The following is a 16,542-nucleotide window of genomic DNA, read 5'->3' on the forward strand; positions in this document are numbered from 1 at the left end:
CGCCCGCCGCGCCGTTGCTCGCCGTGCGCGATCTCGTGATCGATTTCGCCGGGATGGGCGCGCCGTTCCGGGCGCTGCGCGGCGTATCCTTCGATGTTCCGGCCGGGCGGACGGTGGCGCTGGTCGGCGAATCGGGTTCGGGCAAGTCCGTGACGGCGCAGGCGATGCTGCGCATCCTGCCGCAAGCCGCGACGATCGCCGGCGGCTCGCTGATGTTCGCCGATTCGGCCAACGGCAAGCGCGTCGACATCGCCCGTCTCGATGCCGATGGTGCGCCCATGCGCCGGCTGCGGGGCGGGCGCATCGCCATGATCTTTCAGGAGCCGATGACCTCGCTGTCGCCGCTGCATACGGTGGGCGATCAGGTGTCGGAGACGGTGGTGCTGCATCATGGCGTCTCCGCGCGCGAGGCGCGGCAGCGCTCCGAGGCGGTGTTCGCGCGTGTGGGCTTCGCCGATCCCCGGCGGGTGTTCGATACCTACCCGTTCGAGCTGTCGGGCGGCATGCGCCAGCGGGCGATGATCGCCATGGCGCTGATCTGCCGGCCGGCGCTGCTCATCGCCGACGAGCCGACGACGGCGCTCGACGTCACCACCCAGGCGCAGATCCTCGATCTCATGCGCGACCTTCAGGCCGAGACCGGCATGGCGATCCTGCTCATCACCCACGATCTCGGCGTGGTGGCCAACATGGCCGATTCGGTCGTGGTGATGTATCGCGGCCGCATCGTGGAAGCGGGCACGCGCGAGGCGCTGTTCCGCGATCCGCGCCATCCCTATCTGCGGGCGCTGCTCAAGGCCGTGCCGCGCTTCGGCATGCGGCCGGGGGAGCGCCTGACGCCCATCCGCGAGGCCGTCGCCGTCGCGCCGTCCGCCGCGCCCGCGCGGCCCGCCGGGGGCGGCGGGCCGGTGCTGATCGTGGACGACGTGTCGAAAACCTATACGCGCCGCACCGGCCTGTTCCGCGCGAAAACAGCCGGGGTGCGCGCCGTCGCCAATGTCAGCCTCACGTTGCCGCAGGGGCGCACGCTGGGGCTGGTGGGCGAATCGGGCTGCGGCAAGACCACGCTGTCGAAGATCGTCATGCGCGCCGTTTCGGCGAGTTCCGGCCGGGTGCTTTATGACGGCGGTCAGGGGCCGCGCGACATCGCGGGGCTGGCGGGCGCCGATCTGATGACTTTCCGGCGCGATGTGCAATTCGTGTTTCAGGACCCGTTCTCGTCGCTGAACCCGCGCATGACGGTCTATGAGCTGCTGACGGAGCCGCTCGTCATCCACGGCGTGGGGGACGGCGACAGCCGCTATGCCCGCGCGGTCGAGCTCATCGAGCTTGTCGGGCTGGAGCGCCGCCACCTGCGCCGCTATCCGCATTCCTTCTCGGGCGGCCAGCGCCAGCGGCTCGGCATCGCGCGCGCGCTCGCCCTGCACCCCAGGGTGCTGCTGTGCGACGAGCCGGTTTCGGCGCTCGACGTCTCGGTGCAGGCGCAAGTGCTCAATCTGCTCAAGGACTTGCAGTCCGCGATGGGACTTTCTTATCTGTTCGTCTCCCACAATCTCGCGGTGGTGGATTACATCGCCGACGAAATCGCGGTGATGTGTCGCGGGCATATCGTCGAGCAGGCGCCCGGGCGGCTGCTGTTCGCCAATCCGCACCATCCCTACACGCGGGCGCTGCTCGCCGCCGTGCCCACCCCCGACCTCGATCATCCGCTCGATTTCGCGGCCTTGCGCGCGGGCGGCTTCTCCGATCCCGCGCAATGGCCGATGCCCTTCCGCCTGCCGCCCGGACACGCCGGCGCGATGCAGGACCTCGGCGGCGGTCATAGCGTGCGCATCGGCGTGCATGCGGTGGGGGAGGCGGCTTGATGATCGACCCGCGGCAGGCAATTCACAGACGTCGGGTTCTTCTGGGCATAAGCGGCCTCGGCATAAGTAGCCTCGGCTTGGGCGGCCTTGTCGCGGGCGGTCCGGATATCGCCCTGTCGGGCGCCGCGCTGGCGCAGACGGCCGGCGGGCCGCCGGACGAGCCGCTGGTCTACGATCCGCGCGCGGCGGGCGGGCGCATCGGCACGCGCGGCGGGCGCATCGTCACGCTGGCGCCGCGCGCGCGCGACATCCGCTATCTGTCGACCATGGCCTACACGCGCCTCGTCGGCTACGACCGCAATCTCGATCTCGTGCCGGACCTGCTGCGCGCCATCGATGTCGAAGCCGGGCGCGTGTTCACGCTGTGGCTGCGCAAGGGGCATCGCTGGTCGGACGGCGCGCCCTTCACGGCCGAGGATTTCCGCTACTGGTGGGAAGACGTGGCGCTGAACGTGGAGCTCAATCCCTCCGGGCCGCCGATGTTCATGCTGGCGGAAGGGCGGCCGCCGCTCTTCGAGATGATCGACGCGCAGACGGTGCGCTATGCGTGGGAGAGGCCCAATCCGCGTTTTCTGCCGGCGCTGGCGGGGCCGCGCGACGCGCTGATCTATGCGCCGGCGCATTATCTGCGCCGCTTCCACCGCCGCTATGCGGAGGAGGGAGAGCTTGCCGAGCGCGTGGCGGCGGCGAAGGCGCGCGGCTGGGCGGCGCTGCACAACCGCCTCGACAGCATGGGCGACGAAGCCAATCCCGACATGCCCACGGTCTACCCGTGGCGGGTGGCGAACGGCGCGCCGGCCAGCCGTTTCTTCTTCCGCCGCAACCCGTTTTATCACCGCGTGGACCCGAACGGCCAGCAACTGCCCTATGTGGACGAGATCGTCATCGACCTCGCCTCGCCGGGCCTGTTCGCGGCCAAGGCCAACGCGGGCGAGGTGGACCTGATGTCGCGCGGGCTCGACATGGCGGATATCCCGGTGCTCAAGCAGGGCGAGAAGGCGCAACGCTATCGCACGCTGATGTGGCCCATCGCGCGCGGTTCGGAGGTGGCGCTCTATCCCAACCTCACCGTCATCGATCCCGTGTGGCGGGCGCTCAACCGGGATGTGCGCTTCCGGCGCGCGCTGTCGCTCGGCATCGACCGCAACACCCTCAACAACGCGCTGTTCTTCGGCCTCGGCACGGAGGGCAACAACACGGTGCGGGAAGGCTCGCGCCTGTTCCGCCCGGAATACCGCAGCCGCTTCGCCGGCTACGATCCCGCCGCCGCGAGCGCGCTGCTGGACGAGGCGGGGCTCGGCGCGCGCGCGGCGGGCGGCGTGCGCAAGTTGCCGGACGGGCGCATTCTGGAGATCGTCGTCGAGGTGGAGGGCGACGCCGCCGGGGCGGTCGACGCGCTCCAGCTCATCACCGAGTTCTGGCGCGACATCGGCGTGAAGCTGTTCATCAAGCCGCAGGACCGCACGGTGCTGCGCAACCGCTCCTATTCCGGCCTGCCGGTGATGATCGCGGCCCCCGGCCTCGACAACGCCGTGCCGACGGAGATCATGCCGCCGACGGGCCTCGCGCCCGTCTATCAGGACAATTACGCCTGGCCACGCTGGGGCCAGTATGTCGAGACCGGCGGCAAGGTGGGCGAAGCCTGCGACATGGAGGTGCCCCGCCGCCTGCTTGCGCTCTACGAGGAATGGCTCGGCGCGGCGGAGAGCGCGGACAAGCGCCGCATCTGGCACGAGATGCTGGAGAAGCACGCCGATCAGCAATGGATCATCGGCACCGTGGCGGGCGCGTTGCAGCCCATCGTCGTCCGCGAGGGGCTGCGCAACCTGCCGGACGAGGCCGTCTATAGCTGGGAGCCGACGGCGATGTTCGGCATCTACCGCATGGACGCGCTGTTCTGGGACGAGGCGGGCAAAGGGGAGGGGCAGAAGCGCGAGGGGCAGCGGGCCGACGCGCCGAAGCGCGGGCGGGGCGCATCATGATCCGCTATCTGCTGGGCCGCCTCGCCACCATGCTGGCGACGCTGCTGATCATCAGCGCGGTGATCTTCGTCATCATCAAGCTGCCGCCGGGCGATTTCCTCACCAACCAGATCGCCGAGCTGCGCGCGCAGGGCGACGCCTCGGCGGCGGCGCGCGCGGCGTTCCTCGTGGCGCAATACGGCCTGGACCGGCCCGTTTGGGAGCAGTATCTCGCCTGGGTCGGCCTGTGGCCGGCGCCCGGCGGCGATCATGCGGGGCTGCTGCAAGGCAATTGGGGCTGGTCGTTCGAGTATGACAGGCCCGTGCGGGAGGTTGTGGGCGATGCGCTGTGGCTGACGCTGCTGCTCAACCTCACCACGGTCGTCTTCGTCCATGCCGTGGCGATCCCGATCGCCATCTATTCCGCCCGCAACCAGTATTCTTTGGGCGATTACGCCGTCACGCTGTTCGGCTATCTGGGGCTTGCGACGCCGAGCTTCCTGCTGGCGCTGATCCTGCTCTATTACATGAACCGCTGGTTCGGCATCTCCATCGGCGGGCTCTACGATCCGCAATTCGCCGATGCGCCGTGGACATGGGAGAAGGCGCGCTCGCTGGCGGAGCATCTCGTCGTGCCGACCATCGTCATCGGGCTGTCGGGCACGGCCGCGATGATCCGGCGGATGCGCGCCAATCTGCTGGATGAGCTGGCGAAGCAATATTACGTCACCGCCCGCGCCAAGGGGCTGCCGGAGCGCCGGGCTCTGCTGAAATATCCCTTCCGCATGGCGCTCAACCCGTTCATCGCCGACATCGGCAACCTGCTGCCGCAGCTCGTGTCCGGCTCGGTGCTCGTGTCGCTGGTGATGAGCCTGCCCACCGTCGGGCCGATCCTGCTCGCCGCGCTGAAATCGCAGGATCAATATCTTGCCGGCTTCATCCTGATGTTCGTGGCGCTGCTCACCGTGATCGGCATGCTGATATCCGACATCCTGCTGGCGTGGCTCGATCCGCGCATCCGGTTGGGGGAGCGCTGAACCCATGCGTGAATCGCTGCCCACGCCCCATTTCGTCGATACGCGGCCGTTCGACCCGGGCCGCTCCGATCCCGGCCGGCACGAGGACGAGCGTTTCTACCGCGCCTCCTCCATGGCGCTGATCTGGTGGAAGTTCCGCCGCAACCGGCTCGCGGTCGTCTCGGCCTTCCTGCTGCTGTTCTTCTACGCCACGGTGCCCTTCGTCGAGATGATCGCGCCCTACGGCCAGTCGGAGCGCAACGGCGATTTTCTCTACGCCCCGCCGCAGCCGGTGCATCTGTTCCATGAAGGGGCTTTCGTGGGGCCGTTCGTCTATCCCTACAGCTTCACCTTCAACCGGGAGACCTTCACCCGCGATTACGTCGTCGACCGCGCCGCGCCGCAGCGGTTGCGCTTCTTCTGCGAGGGCTCTCCCTACCTGTTCTGGGGGCTTGCGGAGATGCGCCTGCGCCTGGTGTGCCCGCCGGAGGGCGGCACCTTCTTCCCGATGGGCACCGACAGGCTGGGGCGCGATCTGCTGTCGCGCATTATCTACGGCGCGCGCATATCGCTCGTCATCGGGCTTGCCGGCATCGCCGTGTCGTTCGCGCTCGGGCTCTTCTTCGGCGGCGTCGCCGGCTATCTCGGCGGCTGGGTGGACAGCGCCATCCAGCGGCTGATCGAGATCATCCGCTCGCTGCCCGAGTTGCCGCTGTGGCTCGCGCTCTCCGCCGCCCTGCCGGCCAACTGGTCGCCGATCGCGGTTTTCTTCGGCATCACCATCATCCTCGGTCTGCTCGACTGGCCGGGGCTGGCGCGGGCGGTGCGCTCGAAGCTGCTGGCGCTGCGCGAGGAGGATTTCGTCAAGGCGGCGGAGCTGATGGGGGCCTCGCGCACGCGCATCATCGCGCGCCATCTCATTCCCAATTTCATGAGCCACCTGATTGCCTCCGCCACGTTGTCGATTCCGTCGATGATTCTGGGCGAGACGGCGCTGTCGTTTCTGGGGCTCGGCCTGCGGCCGCCGGTGACGAGCTGGGGCGTGCTGCTCAACGAGGCGCAGAACCTCGCCGCCGTGAGCCTCCAGCCGTGGCTGTTGTGGCCGATCGTGCCGGTGGTGCTCGTCGTGCTCGCCTTCAACTTCGTCGGCGACGGCCTGCGCGACGCGGCCGATCCCTATCGGGAATAGATTCTAAAGCGTTTTCAAGCAAAGCGGATACCGCTTTGCGTGAAGAAAACGCGTCAAGTCAATAAGATAGAGCATTTCTGCGTTTCAACGAAACGCCGAAATGCTCTATCCCGTTTCAATCAAAACAGGATAGAATCCGGCGCATCAGCGCGGCGCGCGCAGCGCCAACGCAACGGCGACGAAGGACCAGCCCTCGAAGATCAGTTCGACGGCGAGAATGAGGCCGATGAGATAGAGCGAGTTCACCGGCCAGCCGGCCGCGATGACCGCGCCGACGACGAGCGCGCCCACGCCCGCCGCCACGAGCCAGCCCCAGCCGGAGCGCGGGCGGGCGGCGATGCCCGTCCAGATGCGCAGAACGCCGGAGGCGATGAGCGATATCGCGAGCACCAGCGTGAGCGCCACGGAGGCGAGCTGCGGATTGTAGAAGGCGAGGAAGCCCGCCAGCGCATAGAATGCGCCGCTCAGCAGCCAGACGAGGAAGTTGCCCCATTCCTTGACCTGAAAGGCATGCACGATCTGCAAGACGCCGCCGATCAGGATCAAGGCGCCGATGTAATAGACGGTGACGAGCGTGGCCGTCAGCAGGTTGCCGAGCGCGACGCCCCCCAGCACGATCAGGATGATGCCGAGAATCAGGAACCACACCCACCTGGAGCGCACCTGTCCCATGGCGGCGTCGATCGGCGTTTGACGATTGTGCTGAACCGGGGTCGGCATGGCGGTTTCTTCCTCGCGTGCGCCCGGACGCGGGCGTCTGACGCGGGAAGTCTAGATGGATATGTCGTCATTGCATAGCGGCAAGTGCGGCATAGCGGCAAGTGTGGCATAGCGGCAAGTGCGGTTCGCCGCTTTTCGTCGCGCGTCCCGTTCGGCCGGCGGTTGACTTGCGTCTTGAAAAAGCGCATATGGAGGCAACGCCCATTCGGGCGTTTTTTGTGTTCAGGTCGCGTGAGCGGTCCCCTCGTGCGGATCGTCCTGCCGGACACGGTTTATCTCAGGAACAGCCCGGATCACGCGGGGCGTCCATCACCCCGCGATTGTTCCGCCCGCAGACATTGCCGGCGCGGAAACGTCGCTTCATGCGAAAGATATCGGATTTGACTTCCTTTCAGGACCTTGGTCTCGCCGCTCCCATTCTCGCGGCGCTGACCGCGGAGGGTTATGAAAAGCCCACGCCCATTCAGGCGCAGGCCATTCCTCATCTGTTGCAGGGCAAGGATCTGCTCGGCATCGCCCAGACCGGCACCGGCAAGACGGCGGCTTTCGCCCTGCCGATCCTCGACCGTCTGGCGCGCGACCGCAAGCCGGTGCCGCATCACGGCTGCCGGGCGCTCATCCTCAGCCCCACGCGCGAGCTCGCCAGCCAGATCGCGCAGAGCATCCGCTCCTACGGCCGCAATCTCAAGCTGCGGGTCGCGGTCGTGTTCGGCGGCGTCTCGGCCCGCCCGCAGGCGCAGGAGCTGGCGCGCGGCGTCGACATCCTCGTCGCCACGCCCGGCCGCCTCATCGACCATCTCGACGGCCGGGCGGTGAACCTCGGCCACGTCGAGGTGTTCGTGCTGGACGAGGCCGACCAGATGCTCGACATGGGCTTCATCCACGCCATCCGCCGCCTCGTGCCGCAACTGCCCAAGGTGCGCCAGAACCTGTTCTTCTCGGCCACCATGCCGAAGGAGATCGGCGCGCTGGCCGCCGATCTGCTGCGCGATCCGGTCGAGGTGTCGGTGACGCCCGTCGCCACCACGGCGGAGCGCATCGCGCAGAAGGTGCTGTTCGTGGAGACGGCGCGCAAGCGCAACCTGCTCGTCGATACGCTGCGCGACGAGGGCATGGGCCGCACGCTCGTGTTCAGCCGCACCAAGCACGGCGCGGACCGCATCGTGCGCCATCTGGAGGAGGCGAACATTCCCTCTTCCGCCATCCACGGCAACAAGAGCCAGAGCCAGCGGGAGCGCGCGCTCGCCGACTTCCGCTCCGGCCGGCGCAAGATCCTGGTCGCGACCGATATCGCCGCGCGCGGCATCGATGTGGACGGCGTGACCCACGTGATCAACTTCGATCTGCCCAACGTGCCGGAATCCTACGTGCACCGCATCGGCCGCACGGCGCGGGCCGGGGCGGAGGGATCGGCCATCTCCTTCTGCGACGCGGAGGAGAGAGCCTATCTGCGCGACATCGAGCGGCTGACGCGCCAGACCATTCCGAGCGAGGATCATCGCCTGCCCGCCACCGTCGCCGCCGAGGCGACGGCGCGGCCGCCGGCGAAGCCTGCCCGCGGCGGCAAGCCGGGCGGCGGCCGGGGGCAGGCGCGGCCTGCGGGCGGCGGCGAGGGGCCCGGCCGTTCGCACGGCGGCCAGCGCGCCAACGCCGGCCAGCGCGGCAAACCGCGCTCCGACTCGCGCACGGAAGCCGGCGGCCAGCGGCGCGACGGTCGGGGCGGCGAGAAGCCGATCGGCGACATGTCGTTCATGAAGCCCGCGCGGGGACGCTGATTCCCTGCCATCGGCGGCATGGTGAAGGAGCGCCCCTCGGGCGCTCTTTTTTCTTGCGCGGCATCTTTCTTGCGCGGCGGCCGGTGCTGGAGCAGTTTGCGTTCAAGTCGATTGATCGATTTGAACGCAAGTTGCGGTAAAATACAGAATTTAGAGCGGCGTGACGATTCCGCTTGAATGCACGCCGCTCTATAAGGACGCCCCGATCGGACGATGCCATTCGATCGGAAAGCGCTTTATGCGACCGGAGGAAAACGCATGGATGTCCGCGGCCGATCTCCCGTTCCGTCCGCAAGTGCGCCGGATCGCCTCATCCTGCCGGTGCTGGTGCCGGCGCTCGTGCTCGTTTCGATGCTGCCTTACCTTGCCGGCTATCGCCTGTCGGGTGACGACATCTGGTTCCTGCTCGTGGCGATCGACGCGCAGGCATCGGTCGCGGACAACGCGTTGCGCATCGCCATCGATCAGGGGCGCATCGGCCAGTTGCTGATGCTGCCGCTCAACGTTCTCGGCGCCTATCTGTCCGGCGGGCTCGTCTGGCGGGTCGTCTTCGTGGCGCTTTATGTTCTGCAACTGCTGCTGTTCGCGGTGTTCGTCGGCGAGATCCTGCGGCGGGACGTGCGAGTCTTCCTGTTCGTGCTGCTCGTCGGCCTGCATCCGCTGGCCTTCGCCTTCATGCCGCCCAACGCCTACCCGTTGCAGAACACGGTGCCCCTCATCGTCATACTCGCCGCGCGCATCGTCATCGTGCGCACGCGGGAGCGGCGTCTCGCGCGCCCCGCGACCGTGGCGCTGGCGCAGGCGGTTTTCGCGCTCGGCATGTTCGTCAGCGAGTTCGCCGTGGCCTTCGGCACCGCGCTGCTGCTGGCGGAATATTTTTCCCGCATCGACGCGTTGCGGCGGGAGGAGGGCAGAACGGCGGGAGAGGCGTTCCGCGCCGCCTTCGCGCCTCGCCATATGCTCGCGGACGGGGCCGCCGTGCTGGCGGTGCTGCTGCCCTACGCGCTGTTCCGTTGGTGGCATCCGGGTTCCTACGAGGGCAATTCTGCCGCCGGCATCGCGCATCCGCTGTGGATCGCCGGCACGATCGTCGGCCATGTCCGCGACGGTACGGCCTTCCCGCGCCTCGGCGGCGGGCTGTCGGCGGCGGGGGCGGCGGACTGGTCGATCGCGCTGGCGGCCGGGGCGTTGACGGCCGTCTGCCTGTATCGTGCCGCCGGCGGGCTGATGCGTCTGCGCGCGCCCGTCGCCACCGGCGTCGCGGCGCTGCTGCTCGCCGCCTGGGTGACGCTGCCCGTCGCCGTGAGCACCAAGTATCAGGCCGCCTGCATGGAGCGCGGGGCCTGTGCCTATCTCGACAGCCGCATTTCCTATCTGGCGGTGACGGTGGCGGTCGCCTGCGCCGTTGCCTTCGCCTGCCGGCATCCGCTGGGCCGTGCGAGCGTGCGCCAGGCGCTCGCGATCTGCTGCGTGCTGCTCGGCGTCATGGCGGCGCTCACCGCCATCTACAATGCCGGGAAGGCGCGCGACATGCGCCTGCTGCATGCCGTCTGGCTGCGTGCCGACGAACTCGCCTGCGCATGGCCCGCGCTGGCGCGGCAGGAGCCTGCCGCCATCGCGGCCGCTGTCGATTCCGAAGGGCTCATCGCCATCACGCCGCCGGGCAGCGTGGCGGATTTCTGGAAGGTCTATGTCGGCTGGCGGGCGGCGCGCTGTCCGTGAGGCGCCGCCCGGCCTTTTGTCATATCATTTGCGCGCGAACAGCCGGTCGAGGGTCGCGCCGGCGGCGAAATGCTCTTCCGCCACCTTCTTCCAGCCGCCGAACACGTCTTCCACCCGCAGCAGGCGGATGTCCGGGAAGGCATCCTTGTGGCGCTCGGCCACCGCCGGGTTATGCACCCGGTAGAAGTGCTTCGCGAGGATCTCCTGTCCCTTCTCGCTGTAGAGGAACTCCAGATAGGCCGTCGCCTCACGCGTCGTGCCCTTGGCCTCGGCCACCTTGTCGACCACGCTGACGGGGAACTCGGCCAGAATGCTGGTCGGCGGCACCACCACTTCGTAGCTCTTGTCGCCATATTCGCGGCGCACGCCGTTCACTTCCGATTCGAAGGTGATCAGGACGTCGCCGAGGCCGCGCTCCACGAAGGAGGTCGTCGCGCCGCGTCCGCCCGTGTCGAACACCGGCACGTTGGCGAAGATGCGCTTGATGTCCGCCTCGACCTTTTCCACATCGCCCTTGTGGGTTTCCAGCAGCGAGGCATAGGCGGCGAGATAGGTGTAGCGCGCGTTGCCGGAAGTCTTCGGGTTGGGAAACACCGGATGCACGCCCTCGCGCGCGAGGTCCGACCAGTCCTTGATGCCCTTGGGGTTGCCCGTGCGCACGAGGAACGCGGGGAACGAGTAATAGGGCGAGGCGTTGTTGGGCAGGCGCTGCTGCCAGTCGGCCGCCACCAGCCCGCCGCGATCGTGCAGCACCTGCACGTCCGTGACCTGGTTGAACGTCACGACATCCGCCTTGAGCCCCTCCAGAATGGCGCGCGCCTGCGCGGACGAGCCGGCGTGAGACTGCTTCACGGAAACCGTTTCGCCCGTCTTCTCCTTCCATTCCCCGATGAAGACGGGATTGATCTCGGCGAACAGCTCCCGCGCGATGTCATAGGACGAATTGAGCAGCTCGACCGGCTCCTTGCTCGCCTGCGCCAGCACCGGCCCCGACAGCGCCAGCAGCGCCGCGATGGTGACTCCCCCCAACCACTTCATGCAATGCCCCTTCCCGAAAAGCCCGGCCATGCGGCGGCCGGCGATGATCCTGCCGCTCAATTCACGACAGATCATCGGAAAGGTCAACATTAATCGGTTGTTTTGCGATAAATCAGTTATATCACATAAAATTTCTGTTTAATCGAGCGGCGCGCGTGCGTGGAAATGTTTCGACAGCTTGAGGCCCTGCGCCTGGTAGCTGGAGCCGGCGTCCGTGCCGTAGAGCGTCTCGGGGCGCTGCGCCATGCGCTCGTAGACGAGGCGGCCGACGATCTGGCCGTCCTCGATGAGGAACGGCACGTCGCGCGAGCGCACTTCGAGCACGGCGCGCGCGCCTGCGCCGCCTGTGCCGGCGTGGCCGAAGCCGGGGTCGAAAAAGCCCGCGTAATGCACGCGGAACTCGCCCATCAGCGGGTCGAAGGGCACCATCTCGGCCGCATAGTCGGGCGGGACGTGGACGGATTCCTTCGAGGCGAGGATGTAGAACTGGCCGGGATCGAGAATGAGCTGGCCGCGGCCGTCGGCTTCCAGCGGCTCCCAGAAGTCGCGTACCGGATAGGCGTCGACGCGATCGACGTCCACGAGTCCGGTATGGCGCTTCGCCCGGTAGCCGATCAGCCGCTGTCCACCGCCCGCCGCGAAGCCGGCGAGGTCGACGCTGACCGCGACGCCGCCGTGAATGGAGGCGTCGGTGCTGGCGACGACGGTCTCGCGCGACTGGAGCGCGGCGAGTTCAGCGTCCGGGAGCCGGGTTTCGCCGGCCCGGAAGCGGATCTGCGACAGGCGCGAGCCGGTGCGCACCAGAACGGGAAAAGTGCGCGGCGAGATTTCGGCGAACAGCGCGCCCGTGTAGCCGTCCGCGATGGCGTCGAACGCGCGCGCATGGTCGGTGATGACGCGGGTGAAGACGTCGATTCGCCCGGTCGAGCTTTTGGGATTGGCGGCGGCGGAAAGGCCGCGCGGCAGCGCCAGCGCCTCGATGATCTCGGCGATGTAGACGCAGCCCGTTTCCAGCACGGCGCCCGGCGTCAGGTCGATCTCGTGCAGCGCGAGTTCCTCCAGCCGGCGGGCGACGACGCCGCCGCGCCCCGGCAGAAAGCTCGCCCGCACGCGCCACGCCCGCCGCCCGAGCCGCAGGTCGAGGCTCGCCGGCTGCACCTGTCCCTCGGTGAAGGGGGCCGGGCTTTCGATGAAGCCGGCCGCCGCCAGTTCCCTGATGGACTGGGCGGGCTGGATTCCGGGAAGGATAGCCGTCATGATTGCCTCGGGAAAGCGGGGTTACTGTTGCGATGCGTTCATCTTGCCATGGAATACAGCCGCTCGTGAAATACAACCGGCTGCCGGCGTTCATGGAATTCATCCGCGCTGCCGCGTATCATGCCTGCAAGGGCATCGCAATCGGGACCAACGACACGGAGAGATCATGACGGGCCGACATTTCAGCCCCATCGACATGCTGGCCCGCCTCGTGGCCTTCGATACGGAAAGCGCCAGGTCGAATCTCGATCTGATCGCCTTCGTGGAGGAGTATCTGAGCGGTTGGGGCGTCGCGAGCGTGCGCATTCCCGACGCCACCGGCACGAAGGCGGCGCTGTTCGCCACCATCGGCCCGGCGGACAGGGGCGGGGTGGCGCTGTCCGGCCATACCGATGTCGTTCCCGTCGCCGGGCAGGCATGGACGAGCGATCCCTTCGTGCTGCGCGTCGAGGGGGGAAGGGCCTACGGCCGGGGCGCCGTCGACATGAAGGGCTTTTGCGCGCTGGCGCTCGCGCTGGTGCCGGAGTTCCTCGCCCGTCCGCTGTCGACGCCCGTGCATCTCTTCCTTTCCTACGACGAGGAGGTGACGTGCCTCGGCGTCGTCGACGGCATCAGGCGGTTCGGCGCCGACCTGCCGCGCCCCGTCGCGGTGATCGTGGGCGAACCGACCGGCCTTGAGGTGGCGGATGCCCACAAGAGCATCGCCATGTTCACCACGACGATCACGGGCGCGGAGGCGCATTCCTCACGGCCGGAACTCGGCGCGAGCGCGGTCCACGGCGCGGCGCTGATCGCGGCGGAACTCGACCGCCTGTCGCTCGATTATGTCGCGCGCGGCGACGCTTCCGGGCGTTTCGATCCGCCCTGCACGACGATCCATATCGGCTGCATCGGCGGCGGGACAGCACGCAACATCCTGGCCCGCCACGCCACGCTCCAGTGGGAGGTGCGCGGGCTGCCCGATCTCGACCCGGACGAGATTCCCGCCCGTCTCGACCGATTCGTCGCGGAAAACATTCTGCCCCGTTTCCGCCGCACCTTCCCCGGTTACGGCGTCGAGACGGTTCTCGACGGGATCGTGCCGGCGCTGGACGCCGTGGCGGGCTCCCGCGCCGAGACGCTGGCGCTGAAGCTCGCCGGGCGCAACCGCACGACCACCGCGCCCTTCGGCACGGAGGCGGGGCATTTCTACAACGCCGGCATCCCGACGGTGGTCTGCGGACCCGGCTCCATCGACCGCGCCCACAAGGCGGATGAATACATCACTCTGGAGGAACTGGCCGGCGGCGAAGCCTTCCTGCGCCGCCTCATCGACGAACTGGTCTGAAACGCGAAAAGCCTCGGCTTTTGTCCGTAAACGCTAACGCGGCCCCGCGAGGATGACGGCGACGCCGGCGAGGCAGATCGCCCCGCCGGCGAGATCCCATCTGTCCGGGCGCACGCCCTCCACGATCCACAGCCACGCCAGCGAGGCGGCGATGTAGACGCCGCCGTAAGCGGCGAAGGCGCGCCCGGCCGCGTCGCTGTCGACGCGCGCGAGCAGCCATGCGAAGGCGGCAAGCGACAGCACGCCGGGGATGAGCCACAGCGCCGATTTGTCGAGACGCAGCCACGCCCAGAAAGCGAAGCAGCCCGCGATCTCGGCAAGAGCCGCCAGCGGATAGATCAGCGCGGTCTTGAACATCGGAGATTGCCGGATAGAATGACGCGGTGGAGGGAAGGCGCACCGGCCTGCAAGATGGGCGATGCCGCGCGAAAAGCGCGGAACGCCGTTTTCATAGACCGTTTCGCTGTTTATAGAAAGCCGTTCGGCAAAAAATGCAAAAAGGATCCGGCGTGTGTGCGCCGGCGGAAAGGACACCAATGTCAGGATCAGTTTCGGCTCAACTTCGCGCGCCGTCGTTCAGCCCCCTGCGGCTCGAAGAGCGCAATTTCGTGCTGCAAATCGCCGCTGTCGCGCTGGGCACGGCGTTTCTCGCGGCTTCGTCGTACATCACCGTGCCGATGTATCCCGTCCCGGTCACGATGCAGACGTTCGCCGTCACGCTGATCGGCGCGCTCTACGGCTGGCGTCTGGGCGCGGTGACGGTCGCCGCGTGGCTGTTCGAGGCGCTGATCGGCCTGCCCGTGCTGACGGCCGGCAAGGTCGGCATCGCGCCCTTCGTCGGGCCGACGGCCGGCTATCTCTTCTCGTTCCCGCTCATCGCCGCGCTGACCGGCTGGCTGGCGGAACGCGGCTGGAACGGCCATCGCCCGTGGCTCGCCTTCGCGGCCGCGCTCGCCGCCAACGGCCTGTGCCTGATCATGGGCGCGGCATGGCTGTCGACGCTGGTCGGCGTGGAAAAGGCGATCCTCGCCGGCGTGGCGCCCTTCCTCATCGGCGCCGTGCTCAAGTCGGGCCTGTCCGCCACGACGCTCGCCGGCCTCAACCGCGTTCAGGGCCGGAACGGCCGCGCGTGACGATCCGGTTGCGCGGGCATCATCTGCTGTGCATGCTCACCTATGTCGGCAAGGGATATACGCCCGCGTTCACCGTGAACTTCAATGCGATCGCCGCACGCCTGTCCGGCGGCGAGGAAATCCTCCTCGTCGACGGACCGGATGACGTATGCGCGCCGCTCCTCGCCGAGCCCGGCGCGCATTGCCGGGGAGAGGGCGCCGCGCGCCGTGATCGTGAGGCGCTGGCGGCGGCCGGGCAGGTATTGGAGCGCTTTTTGCTCCAGCGCGATCGTCCCTTGCGCTCCGGCGCGCGCCTCAGCCTGGCGCCCGCCGCTCTCCGGGGATTGCGCTCGTCCTTCGCCGGCGCGGAGCCGGTGGAACAGGGTTTTCGCCGCGCCTGCGTCGGGTGCGAATGGGCGCGGTTATGCTCGGCCGTGGCCGATGGCGGCTATGACGGCGCGCTGGTGCGCATGCCTTGAGGCGTTTTCAGGCAGAGCCGAAAAGCCGTCGCCGACCGATCATGCCTGCGCGGGCGTGAAGGTCAGCGCGAGGCCGTTGATGCAGTAGCGCAGGCCGGTGGGCGCGGGGCCGTCGGGAAACACATGGCCGAGATGGCCCTGGCACTTGCCGCAATGCACTTCGATGCGATGCATGCCGTGGGAAAAATCCTCGCTCGTGCCGACGGCTTCCGCGATCGGCGACCAGAAGCTCGGCCAGCCCGAACCGCTTTCGAATTTCGTCCTCGATTCGAACAACGCCTGCCCGCAATCGGCGCAGTGAAACGTGCCGGTGCGCTTTTCGCCGTTCAGCGCGCTGGTAAACGGCCGCTCCGTGCCGTGCCCGCGCAGCACGGCATATTGTTCGGGGCTGAGGACGCCGCAAAAACCCTGAAGCGGCTCTTTCATGGTGGCCTCCTTCCATCTGGAAAACGGTAAATCTCCGTCCTTCCCGTCACAGGTAGGCGCTCGTGCCGCAAACGTTAAGCCCATCCGACGATTTCGGCGAGCACTTTCGCGAGAGCCGCGTCGAGCGCCGCCGCCGCCGCCGGGCCGGAGACCGCGCCCGATACCGGCGCCCTGCCGGTGAAGACGCGTGCGCGCACGACATTGCCGGAGAGCGTATCGACCACGCGAACGGAAATTTCCACCACCGCCTCGCCGGTGGCGCTGTCCAGGTTGAACTGGCGCAATTCGCTGTTCAACTGGCGGGAGGTGACGGCGCCGTCGTTGGGGCGCGAAACCTTGCCGAGCCGTCCGGCATCCTCGAAGGCGCGCAGGAGCTGCGTCTGCACGAGGCGAGGCAGGCGATCGGCCCATTGGGCGTCACCGAGCATCGTCAGCTCACCCCCGCCGCCGCGCACGACGATGGTTGTGCTGTCGAGCGATTGCAGCGCGACGGGTTCCATCACCGTCAGCGCCTCGCCGGCGCGGGCGCCGCCGCGCCCGGCGATGGAGGACGACAGGTCGAACGTCGTCACCGGCCGGGGCGCGCAGGCGGCGGCCGTCAGGCCGAGCGAGAGCGCGGCCCAGCGCGCGATGCGGATCGCCATGGCGCTTTCCT

15 protein-coding genes are annotated in these 16,542 nt (G+C 68.1%); 9 read left to right on the top strand and 6 right to left on the bottom strand.

Translation table 11 applies throughout. The annotated features are described in order from the left end of the window. Nucleotides 1–53 precede the first annotated feature (53 nt). From ACOYJQ_RS06710 to ACOYJQ_RS06725, 4 genes are all read left to right on the top strand, one after another. The gene (locus ACOYJQ_RS06710) at nt 54–1,865 is read left to right on the top strand and encodes an ABC transporter ATP-binding protein (protein ID WP_433457491.1); all 1,812 of its coding nucleotides are present in this window, start codon (nt 54–56) and stop codon (nt 1,863–1,865) included. A 77-nt stretch (nt 1,866–1,942) separates the two neighbouring features. After that, nucleotides 1,943–3,847, top strand: coding sequence for an ABC transporter substrate-binding protein (locus tag ACOYJQ_RS06715; RefSeq protein ID WP_433457270.1), 1,905 nt, complete (start codon nt 1,943–1,945; stop codon nt 3,845–3,847). Next, entirely contained in the window at nt 3,844–4,863 is a 1,020-nt protein-coding gene (locus tag ACOYJQ_RS06720; RefSeq protein WP_433457271.1) for an ABC transporter permease, read from the top strand. The genes ACOYJQ_RS06715 and ACOYJQ_RS06720 overlap by 4 nt, the downstream gene beginning before the upstream one ends. Nucleotides 4,864–4,867: 4 nt before the next feature. Then, a complete protein-coding gene (locus ACOYJQ_RS06725; protein ID WP_433457272.1) occupies nt 4,868–6,031 on the top strand; it encodes an ABC transporter permease in 1,164 nt (387 codons plus the stop codon). A gap of 144 nt (nt 6,032–6,175) precedes the next feature. Here ACOYJQ_RS06725 and ACOYJQ_RS06730 read toward each other — a convergent pair whose 3' ends face one another. Continuing rightward, the gene (locus ACOYJQ_RS06730) at nt 6,176–6,751 is read right to left on the bottom strand and encodes an HdeD family acid-resistance protein (protein WP_433457274.1); all 576 of its coding nucleotides are present in this window, start codon (nt 6,749–6,751) and stop codon (nt 6,176–6,178) included. A 380-nt stretch (nt 6,752–7,131) separates the two neighbouring features. On the opposite strand from ACOYJQ_RS06730, the gene ACOYJQ_RS06735 reads away from it, so the two are divergent. After that, nucleotides 7,132–8,526: a DEAD/DEAH box helicase gene (locus ACOYJQ_RS06735; protein WP_433457275.1), complete on the top strand. Its 1,395-nt coding sequence runs from the start codon at nt 7,132–7,134 to the stop codon at nt 8,524–8,526. Nucleotides 8,527–8,784: 258 nt separating this feature from the next. Then, nucleotides 8,785–10,248 (top strand): hypothetical protein, encoded by a 1,464-nt coding sequence (locus ACOYJQ_RS06740; RefSeq protein WP_433457276.1) that lies wholly within the window; start codon nt 8,785–8,787, stop codon nt 10,246–10,248. Between the two features lie 24 nt (nt 10,249–10,272). Here ACOYJQ_RS06740 and cysP read toward each other — a convergent pair whose 3' ends face one another. Together cysP and ACOYJQ_RS06750 are read right to left on the bottom strand one after the other, a co-directional pair. After that, nucleotides 10,273–11,277, bottom strand: a complete 1,005-nt coding sequence (cysP, locus tag ACOYJQ_RS06745) for a thiosulfate ABC transporter substrate-binding protein CysP (RefSeq protein ID WP_433457492.1) — start codon at nt 11,275–11,277, stop codon at nt 10,273–10,275. A 147-nt stretch (nt 11,278–11,424) separates the two neighbouring features. Beyond that, nucleotides 11,425–12,543, bottom strand: coding sequence for a 2'-deoxycytidine 5'-triphosphate deaminase (locus ACOYJQ_RS06750; RefSeq protein ID WP_433457278.1), 1,119 nt, complete (start codon nt 12,541–12,543; stop codon nt 11,425–11,427). A 166-nt stretch (nt 12,544–12,709) separates the two neighbouring features. Here ACOYJQ_RS06750 and argE point away from each other — a divergent pair, with 166 nt between their 5' ends. After that, on the top strand, nt 12,710–13,870 hold the full coding sequence (gene argE / locus ACOYJQ_RS06755; RefSeq protein ID WP_433457279.1) for an acetylornithine deacetylase: 1,161 nt from the start codon (nt 12,710–12,712) through the stop codon (nt 13,868–13,870). A gap of 33 nt (nt 13,871–13,903) precedes the next feature. Here argE and ACOYJQ_RS06760 read toward each other — a convergent pair whose 3' ends face one another. Continuing rightward, nucleotides 13,904–14,227: a YnfA family protein gene (locus ACOYJQ_RS06760; RefSeq protein ID WP_433457280.1), complete on the bottom strand. Its 324-nt coding sequence runs from the start codon at nt 14,225–14,227 to the stop codon at nt 13,904–13,906. A 179-nt stretch (nt 14,228–14,406) separates the two neighbouring features. On the opposite strand from ACOYJQ_RS06760, the gene ACOYJQ_RS06765 reads away from it, so the two are divergent. Further along, nucleotides 14,407–15,003: a biotin transporter BioY gene (locus tag ACOYJQ_RS06765; RefSeq protein WP_433457281.1), complete on the top strand. Its 597-nt coding sequence runs from the start codon at nt 14,407–14,409 to the stop codon at nt 15,001–15,003. Further along, nucleotides 15,000–15,461 (top strand): DUF1284 domain-containing protein, encoded by a 462-nt coding sequence (locus tag ACOYJQ_RS06770; protein ID WP_433457282.1) that lies wholly within the window; start codon nt 15,000–15,002, stop codon nt 15,459–15,461. The genes ACOYJQ_RS06765 and ACOYJQ_RS06770 overlap by 4 nt, the downstream gene beginning before the upstream one ends. A gap of 39 nt (nt 15,462–15,500) precedes the next feature. On the opposite strand, the gene msrB is transcribed toward ACOYJQ_RS06770, so the two are convergent. Together msrB and ACOYJQ_RS06780 are read right to left on the bottom strand one after the other, a co-directional pair. Next, nucleotides 15,501–15,887 carry a peptide-methionine (R)-S-oxide reductase MsrB gene (msrB, locus tag ACOYJQ_RS06775; RefSeq protein WP_433457283.1) on the bottom strand — a complete coding sequence of 129 codons (387 nt, stop codon included), beginning with the start codon at nt 15,885–15,887 and terminating at the stop codon, nt 15,501–15,503. Between the two features lie 74 nt (nt 15,888–15,961). Further along, entirely contained in the window at nt 15,962–16,531 is a 570-nt protein-coding gene (locus tag ACOYJQ_RS06780; protein ID WP_433457284.1) for an ABC-type transport auxiliary lipoprotein family protein, read from the bottom strand. Between the last annotated feature and the right edge of the window lie 11 nt (nt 16,532–16,542).

This window comes from Pseudochelatococcus sp. (assembly GCF_050946405.1).
GTDB lineage: Bacteria > Pseudomonadota > Alphaproteobacteria > Rhizobiales > Beijerinckiaceae > Pseudochelatococcus.